Annotated in this window: 12 protein-coding genes; 2 read left to right on the forward strand and 10 right to left on the reverse strand. The window is 58.6% G+C overall.

Annotated elements, in window-relative coordinates; all coding sequences use genetic code 11:
* Nucleotides 1-77 precede the first annotated feature (77 nt).
* The 8 genes from AC1RKH_RS16120 to AC1RKH_RS16155 form a co-directional block, all read right to left on the reverse strand.
* Nucleotides 78-812, reverse strand: a complete 735-nt coding sequence (locus AC1RKH_RS16120) for an amino acid ABC transporter ATP-binding protein (RefSeq protein WP_493064056.1) — start codon at nucleotides 810-812, stop codon at nucleotides 78-80.
* The gene (locus tag AC1RKH_RS16125) at nucleotides 809-1,480 is read right to left on the reverse strand and encodes an amino acid ABC transporter permease (protein WP_123425175.1); all 672 of its coding nucleotides are present in this window, start codon (nucleotides 1,478-1,480) and stop codon (nucleotides 809-811) included. Before AC1RKH_RS16125 ends, AC1RKH_RS16120 begins: the two co-directional genes overlap by 4 nt.
* Nucleotides 1,480-2,226 (reverse strand): amino acid ABC transporter permease, encoded by a 747-nt coding sequence (locus AC1RKH_RS16130; RefSeq protein ID WP_123425176.1) that lies wholly within the window; start codon nucleotides 2,224-2,226, stop codon nucleotides 1,480-1,482. Before AC1RKH_RS16130 ends, AC1RKH_RS16125 begins: the two co-directional genes overlap by 1 nt.
* A 192-nt stretch (nucleotides 2,227-2,418) precedes the next feature.
* On the reverse strand, nucleotides 2,419-3,333 hold the full coding sequence (locus AC1RKH_RS16135) for a glutamate/aspartate ABC transporter substrate-binding protein (RefSeq protein WP_123425177.1): 915 nt from the start codon (nucleotides 3,331-3,333) through the stop codon (nucleotides 2,419-2,421).
* A 449-nt stretch (nucleotides 3,334-3,782) separates the two neighbouring features.
* On the reverse strand, nucleotides 3,783-5,321 hold the full coding sequence (glpD, locus tag AC1RKH_RS16140) for a glycerol-3-phosphate dehydrogenase (RefSeq protein ID WP_493064055.1): 1,539 nt from the start codon (nucleotides 5,319-5,321) through the stop codon (nucleotides 3,783-3,785).
* A gap of 292 nt (nucleotides 5,322-5,613) precedes the next feature.
* Nucleotides 5,614-6,369: a DeoR/GlpR family transcriptional regulator gene (locus AC1RKH_RS16145; protein WP_071553568.1), complete on the reverse strand. Its 756-nt coding sequence runs from the start codon at nucleotides 6,367-6,369 to the stop codon at nucleotides 5,614-5,616.
* A gap of 95 nt (nucleotides 6,370-6,464) precedes the next feature.
* A complete protein-coding gene (gene glpK / locus AC1RKH_RS16150; RefSeq protein WP_493064054.1) occupies nucleotides 6,465-7,970 on the reverse strand; it encodes a glycerol kinase GlpK in 1,506 nt (501 codons plus the stop codon).
* 77 nt (nucleotides 7,971-8,047) lie between these two features.
* Nucleotides 8,048-8,899: an MIP/aquaporin family protein gene (locus tag AC1RKH_RS16155; protein ID WP_493064053.1), complete on the reverse strand. Its 852-nt coding sequence runs from the start codon at nucleotides 8,897-8,899 to the stop codon at nucleotides 8,048-8,050.
* Between the two features lie 370 nt (nucleotides 8,900-9,269).
* On the opposite strand from AC1RKH_RS16155, the gene ybaK reads away from it, so the two are divergent.
* Both ybaK and AC1RKH_RS16165 read left to right on the forward strand, forming a co-directional pair.
* Nucleotides 9,270-9,740 (forward strand): Cys-tRNA(Pro) deacylase, encoded by a 471-nt coding sequence (ybaK, locus tag AC1RKH_RS16160; RefSeq protein WP_493064052.1) that lies wholly within the window; start codon nucleotides 9,270-9,272, stop codon nucleotides 9,738-9,740.
* A 97-nt stretch (nucleotides 9,741-9,837) separates the two neighbouring features.
* Entirely contained in the window at nucleotides 9,838-10,620 is a 783-nt protein-coding gene (locus AC1RKH_RS16165) for a PhzF family phenazine biosynthesis protein (protein WP_493064051.1), read from the forward strand.
* A 122-nt stretch (nucleotides 10,621-10,742) separates the two neighbouring features.
* Here AC1RKH_RS16165 and AC1RKH_RS16170 read toward each other — a convergent pair whose 3' ends face one another.
* Nucleotides 10,743-11,852 (reverse strand): ABC transporter ATP-binding protein, encoded by a 1,110-nt coding sequence (locus AC1RKH_RS16170; protein WP_493064050.1) that lies wholly within the window; start codon nucleotides 11,850-11,852, stop codon nucleotides 10,743-10,745.
* Entirely contained in the window at nucleotides 11,849-12,769 is a 921-nt protein-coding gene (gene argF / locus AC1RKH_RS16175; protein WP_493064049.1) for an ornithine carbamoyltransferase, read from the reverse strand. Before argF ends, AC1RKH_RS16170 begins: the two co-directional genes overlap by 4 nt.
* Between the last annotated feature and the right edge of the window lie 283 nt (nucleotides 12,770-13,052).

Raw genomic sequence — 13,052 nt, forward strand, 5'->3', positions numbered from 1 at the left:
ACAGTCGACATCATCATTGACTGGTAGGCAGTCATCGCGAGCAAGCTCGCTCCCACAGGTGGGGAGCGGTGCTGTTGTTAGTGCTGCAGGATTTTCTCGAGGAAATGCTGCGCACGGTCGGAGCGGGCGTTGATGTCACCGAAGAACTCTTCTTTCTTGCAGTCTTCGATGATTCTGCCCTGATCCATGAAGATCACCCGGTCCGCCACTTTACGGGCGAAGCCCATTTCGTGGGTTACGCACATCATGGTCATGCCTTCGTGCGCCAGCTGCACCATCACGTCGAGCACTTCGTTGACCATTTCCGGATCGAGTGCCGAGGTCGGTTCGTCGAACAGCATGACGATCGGGTCCATCGCCAGCGCGCGGGCAATCGCCACACGCTGTTGCTGACCACCGGAGAGCTGGCCCGGGTGCTTGTGGGCGTGAGCCGAAAGGCCGACGCGCTCAAGCAGTTGCAGGCCTTTTTTGGTGGCTTCTTCCTTGCTGCGGCCCAACACCTTGATCTGCGCGATGGTCAGGTTTTCGGTGATGGTCAGGTGCGGGAACAGCTCGAAATGCTGGAACACCATGCCAACGCGCGAGCGCAGTTTCGGCAGATCGGTCTTCGGGTCGGCGATGGACGTGCCATCGACCACCACGTCGCCTTTCTGGAACGGTTCCAGGGCGTTGACGCATTTGATCAGAGTGGATTTGCCGGAGCCTGACGGTCCGCACACCACAATCACTTCGCCTTTTTTGACCTCGGTGCTGCAGTCAGTCAGTACCTGGAAGTCGCCATACCACTTGTTGACATTCTTGATAGAGATCATACGGCAAACCTTTTTTGCAGACGCTTGACCAGCAGCGAGGCGGCAAAGCTGATTGTGAAGTACACGAGACCTGCGATGATCAGGAACTCATTGGAGCGGCCAATGATGTCGCCACTGGCACGCGAAGCGTTGAGGAAATCCACCAGACCGACCGCGTAGACCAGCGAGGTGTCCTGAAACAGAATGATGCTCTGTTGCAGCAACAGCGGGGTCATCTTGCGGAACGCTTGCGGCAGGATGATCAAACGCATCATCTGGCCATACGTCATACCCAAGGCCTGGGCAGCACCCATCTGGCCCTTGGGGATCGACTGCACGCCGGCGCGGACGATTTCGCAGAAGTAGGCCGCTTCGAACATCATGAAGGCCACGATGCACGAAGTGAACGCGCCGATCGGCGTGTCTTCGCCAGTGATCCAGCGCAGCACGAACGGCACCGCCAGGTAGAACCAGGTGATGACCAGCAACAGCGGGATCGAGCGGAAGTAGTTAACGTAGGCGCCGGCAATGTTCGACAGCAGTTTGTTGTGGGACAGGCGCATCAGTGCCAGGATCGTGCCGAGGATGATCCCGCCGACCACGCCCATGATCATCAGCTTGAGGGTCATGACCATGCCGTTCCACATGCCCGGCAGGGACGGGATGATGCCCGAGAAGTCGAATTCCATCATTTACCCCCTACGGAAATCAGGCCCGGTACGGCAACTTTCTTCTCGACCATGCGCATCAGCAGCATCAGGCTCATGTTCAGGGTGAAGTAGATCAGGGTCGCCAGGGTGAAGGCTTCGAACAGGTTGGCGGAGAACTCCGCGGTCTGTTTGGTCTGCGCGAGCAGCTCCATCAGACCGATCAGGGAGGCGACGGACGAGTTCTTGAATACGTTCAGGAATTCCGAGGTAAGCGGCGGAATGATGATCCGGTAAGCCTGGGGCAGCAGCACGTTCCAGTAGATCTGCGGCAGCTTGAAGCCCATGGCGCGAGCGGCGGATTCCTGGCCACGCGGCAACGCCTGGATGCCGGTGCGCACCTGTTCGCAAACACGCGCGGTGGTGAACAGCCCCAGGCACACGACGACGCTGAGGAAGGCCGAGGTGGTCGGGTTCAGGTCCTGCTTGTACCAGTCCTGCAGGTTTTGCGGCAACAGGTCGGGTACCAGGAAGTACCAGATGAACAGCTGTACCAGCAGCGGCACGTTACGGAAGAGTTCGACGTAGCAGGTCGCGATGCCCGATACGATGCGGTTCGGCACGGTGCGCATGACGCCCAGAATCGAGCCCAGCAACAGGGCGATAATCCATGCCGCGACAGCGATGGCGATGGTCCAGCCCAAACCGGAAATGTACCAGTCGAGATAGGTCTCGCTGCCCACGCCGGTGGACTTGAAGAACACGCCCCAGTCCCAGTTGTAATTCATTAGGGTCTCCCCTCAGATCGATCGATGTACAAGTGCCCGCCTGGGAGACTCCGTTCCCTTCTGACCACGACGGTCAGGCACACGCGATCGGCTCGACAACCACCGGTTCGAGTGCTTCCAAAAAGTGCCAGCAGGTAGTGACAGACTCCTGAAAGAGCGCGAGCCCCGTCAGGAGTTAAGGTTAGTCAGAAATCAGGATTTCTTTTCGTCAGCCGCTTTGTCGGTCGGGTTGGCGATCAGGGCCTTGAGCTCGTCGCTCATCGGGAACATCAGGTTCAGGCCTTTTGGCGGGATTGGCTGCATGAACCATTTTTCGTAGATCTTGTTGATCTCGCCGGACTTGTAGGTCGCGATGATGGCGTCGTCGACAGCCTTCTTGAACGGTGCATCGCCCTTGCGGACCATGCAGCCGTAGATTTCGTAGGACTGTGGAGTACCGGTTACGGCCCAGTCAGTCGGCTTCTTGGCCTTGGCCATTTCACCGGCCAGCAGCGCGTCGTCCATCATGAAAGCCACGGCGCGGCCGGTTTCCAGCATCTGGAAGGACTCGCCATGGTCTTTGGCGGAGATCACGTTCATGCCCATCTGCTTGTCGGCGTTCATCGACTTCAGAATGCGCTCGGACGTGGTGCCGGCGGTGGTCACGACGTTCTTGCCCTTGAGGTCAGCGAAGTCTTTGTAAGTCGAGTCTTTTTTCGACAGCAGCTTGGTGCCGATTTCGAAGATGCCAACGGAGAAGTCAACTTGTTGCTGACGTTCGGTGTTGTTGGTGGTGGAGCCGCACTCGACGTCCACAGTGCCGTTCTGCACCAGTGGGATACGGGTTTGCGAGGTGACCAGGTTGTACTTGACCTGCAGGTTCGGCATGTCCAGGTCTTTTTTGATGGCTTCGACGATTTTCAGCTGAATATCGTGGGAGTAGCCGACCGGTTTGCCGGAAGCGTCTGCAATGTAGGAAAACGGAATAGAAGCGTCGCGATGCCCCAGGGTAATGGTGCCGGACTCTTTGATCTTCTTCAGGGTGCCGGTGAGTTCGGCGGCGAAAACTGGCGTGCTGATCAGAGCGGCCGCAATGGCTGCGCCCAGGATATGGGGAACGATGCGCATCAAATTTTCCTCAACATTGTTTTTATATGGAGCCAGTTCATCGGCCCTTATGTACTGCGGAATGCCTTGACGGCTCCTGAAGTGTTGGCACATCAGACATTCGTCCCAGAGTGTAGAGCATGACTCGTGCCAGGCCAGGTTGCTTCAATCAAGGTGTTGATTTTAAAAGAGATTAAATATTTATGGCGTTGATTCAAGGGCTAATAAGTCCGGTTAACCGAATCGACTGACGGGTCGCGTTCGGAAAACCGAATGCAATCCCCCGGTCACCGAATACCCTGTGGGAGCGAGCTTGCTCGCGATGAGGCCGGCACATCCAGCATTGAGGTTGCCTGACACACCGCTATCGCGAGCAAGCTCGCTCCCACAGTGGATTTGTGATGTGCATCAGAATGCAAAAAGCCCCTGAATCGTGAGATTCAGGGGCTTTCGTTGAACCGGATTACCGATCAGGCCGCTTCGATCTTGCTGCGGTTCTGTTCGACCTTGTTCAGGTACAGCTGCACGTTTTCTTGTTCCGCCTTGGTGGTGAACAAGCCCAGTTTGCTGCGACGCCAGAGAATGTCGTGAGCGGTGGTTGCCCATTCTTCGCTGCACAGATAATCGACTTCGCGGGTGTAAAGACCGCCACCCAGGTGTTCGCCCATGTCGTTCAGGCTCTGAACGCCTTCGAGCATGCGCCAGGTGCGGCTGCCGTAGGTGGTGGCCCAGCGCCGGGCAATTTCCGTCGGCAACCAGTCGAACTTGTCGCGAATCAACGCGCTCAATGCCTGCGGTGTGGTCATGTCTTCGCCGCCTGGCAGGGTCGCCTGCGCGGTCCAGCTCGGCTTCATGTCCTTGAAGTACGGTGCCAGTTGCGCCATGGCCGACTCGGCCAGTTTGCGGTAGGTGGTCAGCTTGCCACCGAACACCGACAGCAGCGGGGCTTCTTCAGTGCTGCCGGACAGCGCCAGCGTGTAATCGCGGGTCACGGCCGAAGGATTGTCGGATTCGTCGTTGCACAGCGGACGAACACCGGAATAGGTGTGCAGGATGTCGCTGCGGCTGACTTGTTTCTTGAAGTGCGCGTTGACCACTTTCAGCAGGTAGTCGGTCTCGCCTTCGGTGATCGCGACTTTTGCCGGGTCGCCGGTGTATTCGCGGTCAGTGGTACCGATCAGGGTGAATTGACTGAGGTAGGGAATGGTGAACACGATGCGCTGGTCTTCATTCTGCAAGATATGCGCGTGTTCGCCTTCGTACAGCTTCGGCACGATCAGGTGGCTGCCCTGGATCAGGCGGATGCCGTAAGGCGATTCCATTTTCAGGTCATCGCGAATGAACTTGGCGACCCATGGGCCGGCGGCATTCACCAGCGCCTTGGCGCGGATCGTGAACAGGCTGCCGTCGGCGCGTTCCAGGTTCAGTTCCCACAGGCCTTTGTTGCGACGGGCGCTGACGCAGCGGGTCTGGGTGTGAATGTGGGCGCCTTTTTCACGGGCGGCCATGGCATTGAGCACCACCAGACGGGCGTCGTCGACCCAGCAGTCGGAGTATTCGAAACCTTTGGTGATTTCGCTTTTCAGCGCGCTGTCGGCGCCGAACTTCAGGCTCTTGGAACCGGCGAGTTTTTCCCGCTTGCCAAGGTTGTCATAGAGGAACAGGCCCGCGCGGATCATCCACGCCGGGCGCAGGTGCGGGCGGTGCGGTAGCACGAAGCGCATCTGTTTGACGATGTGCGGGGCCTTGGCCAGCAGCACTTCACGCTCGGCCAGGGCCTCACGCACCAAGCGGAATTCGTAATGTTCGAGGTAACGCAGGCCGCCGTGGATCAGCTTGCTGCTGGCGGACGAGGTGTGACTGGCCAGATCGTCCTTTTCGCAAAGGAACACCGAAAGACCGCGGCCGGCGGCATCTGCTGCAATCCCCGCACCGTTAATCCCACCGCCGATGACGGCGATATCGTAGACCTCGGCAAGAGGGGGCATAGGCAAGGTTGAAGTGGGCATCGGCGGGCCTCGGTCATTCTTTTAATATTTGAATTCGAACATTAATGTTCATTTGCGAAAATGGTAGCGCATTAAGCCGGGCACGACCAGTCGACTTTGATTGAAAATACTGATCAAAGGGAGGCGAAAGGAAAATTTTCGAACATTCAGACGCGCGATAGAGCGCAGGAGGTGTGTTGCGTAGACGATCGTCATCGCGAGCAAGCTCGCTCCCACAGGATAGCGTGGACCCCTGTGGGAGCGAGCTTGCTCGCGATTGCGTCGGTACAGACGCCGGCGTTCTCGAGGGGGGTTAAACCACTTCCAGCCGAATCTTGTGCTGGCTCAGCAGTTGCGCCAATGCCGGTACTGGAGCGTGGTCGGTCACCAGGCAGTCGATCAGGCTGATCGGTCCCAGGCGGACCATGGCGTTACGGCCGAACTTGCTGGAGTCTGCTGCCAGCAAGACTTGCCGGGCATTGGCGATGATCGCCTGGGAGACCCGCACTTCCTGATAGTCGAAATCGAGCAGGCTGCCGTCTTCATCGATACCGCTGATGCCGACCAGTGCGAAGTCGACCTTGAACTGGTTGATGAAGTCGACGCAGGCCTGACCCACCACGCCGCCATCACGGCGTACGTTGCCACCGGCCAGCAGGACTTCGAAGTCATCCTTGGCACTGAGGATCGAGGCGACGTGCAGGTTGTTGGTGATCACCTTGAGCTGGCTGTGGTTGAGCAGCGCCCGGGCGATAGATTCGGTGGTAGTGCCGATATTGATGAACAGCGAGGCGTGATCGGGGATTTGTGCGGCGATGGCTTCGGCGATGCGTTGTTTCTCATCGCGCATCTGATCGGCACGCATGGCGTAGGCAGTGTTTTCGACACTTGAATCGTAAGCGGCGCCGCCATGATAGCGACGCAACAAATTCACTTCCGCCAATTGATTGATATCGCGGCGGATGGTCTGCGGTGTAACGACGAACAGCTGAGCCATTTCCTCGATACTGACGTAACCGCGTTCGCGGACCAGTTCGAGGATTTGCTGCTGACGGGGAGGCAGATTCATAGGGCTTCCTTTGGGCTGCCGTGCAAAATTTGCCCATGATGCCGTACGAATCACCTCCCTACCAGTTACATACCGATACGAATCCGCTACTTGGCTTATTCAGCGCCTTCGTGCGGTTCCCAGTCGCGGGTGCGGCTGACGGCTTTTTTCCAGCCGGCGTAGAGTTTTTCCTTCGCGGTTTCGTCCAGTTGCGGGTCGAACTCGCGCTCGATCACCGCCTTGCCGCGCAGTTCGTCCAGGCTGCCCCAGAAACCGCAGGCCAGGCCAGCCAGGTAGGCGGCGCCGAGTGCAGTGGTTTCACGCATTTGCGGGCGCTCGACCTTGGTGCCGAGGATGTCGGCCTGGAATTGCATCAGGAAGTTGTTCGCGACCGCGCCGCCGTCTACGCGCAGGGCTTTGAGGCGTTCGCCGGAGTCCTGTTGCATGGCGTCGAGTACGTCGCGGGTCTGGTAGGCAATCGACTCCAGTGCTGCACGAATGATGTGATCCACGCGTACGCCGCGAGTCAGGCCGAACAGTGCGCCACGGGCATACGGGTCCCAGTACGGAGCGCCGAGGCCGGTGAAGGCTGGCACCAGGTACACGCCGTTGCTGTCCTTGACCTTGTTGGCGAAGTATTCGGTGTCGTGAGCGTCGTTGATGATCTTCAGCTCGTCACGTAGCCACTGAACGGTGGAACCGCCGTTGAACACCGCACCTTCCAGTGCATAGGCGACTTCGCCGCGTGGGCCGCAGGCGATGGTGGTGAGCATGCCGTGCCTGGATTTCACCGCTTTGTCGCCGGTGTTCATCAGCAGGAAGCAGCCGGTGCCGTAGGTGTTTTTCGCCTGGCCCGGTTCAACGCACATCTGGCCGAACAGCGCAGCCTGTTGGTCGCCAGCGATGCCGCCGATGGCGATGCCGCTCTTGGTGTGGCCATAGATTTGCGACGACGATTTGACTTCCGGCAGCATCTCACGCGGGATGTCCAGCACCTCGAGCATCTTCGCGTCCCACTCCAGGGTGTGGATGTTGAAGAGCATGGTGCGCGAGGCGTTGGTGTAGTCGGTGACGTGGGTCTTGCCGCCGGTAAATTTCCAGATCAGCCAGCTGTCGATGGTGCCGAACAGCAACTCGCCTTTGCGTGCACGTTCGCGGCTGCCTTCGACATTGTCGAGGATCCACTTGAGTTTGGTGCCGGAGAAGTACGGGTCGGTGACCAGGCCCGTGGTGTCGCTGATGTACTGCTCATGGCCATCGCGTTTGAGCTGCTGGCAGATCTCGGTGCTGCGGCGGCACTGCCAGACGATCGCGTTGTAGATCGGACGGCCGGTGGTCTTGTCCCACACTACGGTGGTTTCACGCTGGTTGGTGATACCGATGGCTGCCACCTGATCGTGATGCAGGCCGGCTTGCGCCAGGGCCTCGACCATCACGGCGCTTTGGGTGGCGAAGATTTCCATCGGGTCGTGTTCGACCCAGCCGGCTTGTGGGTAATGCTGGGCGAATTCGCGTTGTGCGGTGCAGACCACATTGGCGTCACGATCGAAAATGATCGCCCGGGAGCTGGTCGTACCCTGATCGAGGGCAATGATGTAGTTCTTATTCTGAATGTCGGTCATGTCGATTGCCTTGGACGAAATAAGGGAGTGGGGTGGGGCGCATGATCAATGGTGGGCAGGATCACGCGCCGCCGCTTTCAGGAGATTCGTGCTTTGCCGTCAATGGCGGGTTCTGCATCCTTTGTAGCAGGTATGGCGATCGGCAGATGACGGGCAATCAGCCCGCGATAGGCCGCAGCGCCGAGGCAAGCACCCAGGATCGGTGCAAAGATCGGAATCAGGAAGTACGGGATATCACGTCCGCCAGTGAAGGAAATTTCACCCCAGCCGGCGAAGAAAGTCATCAGTTTAGGGCCGAAGTCTCGGGCCGGGTTCATCGCAAAACCGGTCAGCGGGCCCATCGAACTGCCAATGACGGCGATCAGCAGGCCGATCAACAGCGGTGCCAGTGGACCTTTTGGCAGGCCGTTGTTGTCATCGGTCAGGGACATGATCACGCCCATCAGGATGGCGGTGATGATCACCTCGACCAGAAACGCCTGGCCCGTCGACAGAGCAGGATTAGGGAAGGTCGAGAACACCGAGGCCAGTTCGAGGCTGGCTTGTGAGCCACGAACCATCTGGTGAGTTTGTTCGAAATCGAAGAACAGGTTGCTGTAAAGCGTGTAAACCAACAACGCTGCGCAGAAGGCGCCAGCGACCTGGGAGAAGATGTAGAGCGGCAGTTTACGCTTTTCGAAATCGGCGAAAATGCACAACGCAATGCTGACGGCCGGGTTCAGGTGGGCGCCGGAAACACCCGCGGTCAGGTAGATCGCCATGCTGACGCCGATCCCCCAGATGATGCTGATTTCCCATAGGCCGAAGCTGGCACCCGCGACTTTGAGCGCGGCAACACAGCCTGTACCAAAAAAAATCAATAAGGCAGTACCCAGGAACTCGGCCATGCATTGGCTCGAGAGCGAGGGTTGTTGTGATGCAGTTGTCATTGAAAACATCCTTTTTTGTTGTTGTTGGGCACTTTTTCCGAAAGGGTCCGAGCGCGATTTTCACCGAGGCAGGATCCCCATCCTGATCTCGGCTTACTGCCGGGTACTGCGTAGTAATCTTTGCACATTATTCAGATTCGAAAAAATATAGACAAGAAACACTGCTGTCAAAGGTCGAAAGTGAACCATCAGTCATATTTAAACTATTAGTCAGGTGAATGATCATTTGGTTGGCCCTGGGACATTGCTGGATTTTCTCCTGCGCTTGCCTGTCCTTAAGGGATCAGGGCCCGGTAATAGAGCCTTTTGCTCCGCGATAACCTAGAATCCAGCGCAGTATTTTTCTTCTGTCGCCAGGCTTGGAGCTGCCATGACCCCCGCATTGGATCTGTTGAAAAAAGTTCGTGCCGAACATCGCGTGCACAGTTATGAACATGATCCGAAGGCAGCGTCCTACGGGTTGGAGGCTGCGGAAAAGCTCGGGCTGGATCCGGCGCAGGTGTTCAAGACGCTGTTGGCCGCGAGTGAGAAGGGCGAATTGCTGGTGGCCGTGGTGCCGGTCGTCGGAAGCCTGGACTTGAAGGCGCTGGCGCATGCTGCGGGGGTGAAAAAAGTCGAAATGACCGATCCCGCTGCAGCGCAACGGGCGACGGGCTACTTGCTGGGCGGTATCAGCCCGTTGGGGCAGAAGAAGCGTTTGCGCACGTTCATCGATAACACTGCTCAACCTTTCGCGAGCATTTACGTCAGTGCGGGCCGGCGTGGTCTTGAGGTCGAATTGGCGGCGACGGTGCTGGCCGAGCACACCCAGGCCAAATTCGCCGATATCGGTCGGGCCTGACTGCCGCGCTGTATGGTGAAAATCGGCAGGCTCTGTCTCTGGTTGCCACTTGACGGTTGATGCAAGCTCGTCCTGACCTACAAGAAGGAGAGCATCCATGCAGCTAGCGTTTCATCAGGTCGATGCATTCAGCGATCGACCGTTCAGTGGCAATCCGGCAATGGTCTATCGGCTCGACGCCTGGCTCGCCGATGACCTGATGCAAAAAATCGCCGCCGAACACAATCTCGCCGAAACCGCCTTCGTGGTGCGTGAGGCGCAAGGCTGGCATATCCGCTGGTTCACGCCGACCACCGAGGTGCCGTTGTGCGGTCATGCGACGCTGGCCAGCGCTTATGTGTTGTTCGAGGTCTATAAAGAGCCGGTCGAGCGCCTGGACTTCATCAGCAAGTCCGGCCCCTTGAGTGTGAGCCGGGAAGGCGAACGACTATGGCTGGATTTTCCGGCGATCGAGCCGCGCGAGGTGGGCGCGACCCTCGATGTGGAGCGGGCGCTGGGCGCGCAGGCGGTTGAGGTGTTGGGGTCCAACAAATTGTTCGTGGTGCTGGAGTCGGAGCAGGCAGTGCTCGATTGCCAGCCGGACATGGTCGCGCTGGCGAAGTTGCCCTGGCTTGGCGCAATCATTACGGCGCCTGGAACGCGACATGATTTCGTCTCGCGGTACTTCGCGCCGGCCATTGGTATCAACGAGGACCCGGTCACCGGTTCGACTCATTGCTTGCTGATCCCTTATTGGTCGCAGCGTTTGGATAAAACCAGCTTGACGGCGTATCAGTGTTCAACGCGGGGAGGGGAGTTGTTCTGCCGCCTGGAAGGGGATCGGGTGAAGATCGGTGGTCATGCGACGTTGGTGGCCAGCGGGACGTTGATGCTCGGTTAACTGACAACGACGATCCAATGTGGGAGCGAGCTTGCTCGCGAAGGCGGTATGCCGGTCAACGATGATGTCGACTGACAGTCCGCTATCGCGAGCAAGCTCGCTCCCACATTAGTCCGCAGTGTTCAACTGGCGGTGCTGTACCGACGAACCCCGGACTCTACCGCCGGAATCTGCGCCGCCGTGCTGCCGGGTGCCTGGAACAGCACCAGGTGTTCGGCGGCTACGCGAATGCCGACATCGGCACCGACCAGATGATCGGCATGGCTCGGGAAGATCGATTCCAGTTGGCTGCCGGTCGGTAGCTGCAAACGATACAAGGTCGATGCGCCGAGGAAGGTCTTGCCGACAATGCGTGCCTTGAGCCGGCTGTCTGGCGCGTAAACGATATCGTCGGGACGCAGCAACACATCCACCGCGCCACCGGTTGGCCAGGTATACGCGCGGTTGCCGCGCAGCACGCCCAGTTCGGTCTGCACCGATTCCGGGGTCTGCAGTTGACCGCGGATGAAGTAACCCTGACCGATAAAGCTCGCCACGAACGGTGTTTGCGGTTCGTGGTACAGGTTGTAAGGCGTGTCCCACTGCTCCAGTCGACCCTCCTTGAACACACCGACCTGATCGCTGACGGCGAAGGCTTCTTCCTGGTCGTGCGTCACCAGAATTGCACTGGTGCCACGAGCCTTGAGGATGTCCCGGACTTCATGGCTGAGCTTGCGGCGTAATTCGCCATCGAGGTTGGAGAACGGTTCGTCCAGCAACAGCAGTTGCGGTTCCGGTGCCAATGCCCGGGCCAGCGCGACACGCTGTTGCTGGCCGCCGGAGAGTTCGTGGGGGAAGCGCTTGCCGAGGTTCTTCAGGTTGACCAGTTCAAGCATCTCGTCGGTGACCCGATCTTTCTGTGGATGCTTGCGAATGCCAAACGCAATGTTCTCGGCCACGCTCAGGTGCGGGAACAGCGCGTAGTCCTGGAACACCATGCCGATCCGGCGTTTCTCCGGCGCGAGGGTGAAACCGGCGCTGGAGATGGTTTCACCGGCCAGCTGGATTTCCCCTTCGTGAAGCGGTTCAAAACCTGCAATCGCGCGTAGGGTGGTGGTTTTGCCGCAACCGGACGAGCCGAGCAGGCAACCGATGTCACCGGCATTGAGGTGCAGGTTGAGGTTCTGGACGACCCGCTGGTCTTGATAGCCGCAGGCCAGGTTACGCAGGTTCAGCAGTAACGAATGACTCATGCGTGGTGGTACGCAGGCGCAACCAGAAACTCGAGCAGGGCCTTTTGCGCATGCAGGCGGTTCTCAGCCTGATCCCAGGCGACCGAACGCGGGTCGTCGAGGAGGTCGACGCTGATTTCTTCGCCGCGGTGAGCGGGCAGGCAGTGCATGAACAATACATCCCCGGCGGCCAGATCGAGCAAGGCACGATTGACCTGAAATGGCGCGAACAGCTTGAGGCGCTTGGCGGTCTCCTCTTCCTGACCCATGGAAGTCCAGACGTCGGTGCTGACCAGATGAGCGCCGCGTACCGCATCCCGAGGATCGCGGACGATGGTCACCCGATCGCCGGCCTTGGCCACGAACTCAGGGTTCGGCTCATAACCTTCAGGGCAGGCGATGCGCAGCTGGAAGTCGAACTGGATCGCGGCTTCTATATAGCTGTTGCACATGTTATTGCCGTCGCCAATCCAGGCCACGGTCTTGCCCTGGATCGAACCGCGATGTTCGAGGAAAGTTTGCATGTCGGCCAGCAACTGGCACGGGTGCAGGTCATCGGACAGCCCGTTGATCACGGGTACGCGCGAGTTGGCAGCGAATTCGGTCAGGGTGCTGTGGGCAAAGGTACGGATCATCACCGCGTCGAGCATGCGCGACATGACGATGGCGCAGTCGCCGATCGGCTCGCCACGACCCAGTTGGGTGTCACGCGGCGACAGGAAAATCGCCTGGCCGCCAAGCTGGATCATGCCGGCTTCAAACGACAACCGGGTGCGCGTCGAGGATTTCTCGAAGATCATCCCGAGCACACGATTTTTCAATGGCTCGAACAGTACGCCGCGGTTACGCAGGTCTTTGAGCTCAATGCCTCGACGGATCACGCTGACCAGCTCTTCGGGCGTGCAATCCATCAGGGAGAGAAAGTGCCTTGCGCTCATCATTGACTACCTTTTTGCAACAGACCGCAGATACTCAAAGCCTTGTTTAATTGAAAAACGGGCGAGACCTGCGGCGAAAGCCGCACGGGGCGACGAAATAGGGGAAGGCGCGATCTTATAATTAAATGTCGCGTCTTACCAATAGGGCTACGGTTTTTAGGGGATTTCAGACGGGCTACGGGATAACCGCAGTAGCGCTGTTGAAGCCTGTTTCCTGACAGCAGCGACCTCTTTGTACACTGCGCTCACGCGCCTTGGCAATCAAGCGGGGCGGGCGAAGCAC

Source organism: Pseudomonas sp. GW822-FHT06B12 (assembly GCF_058799675.1).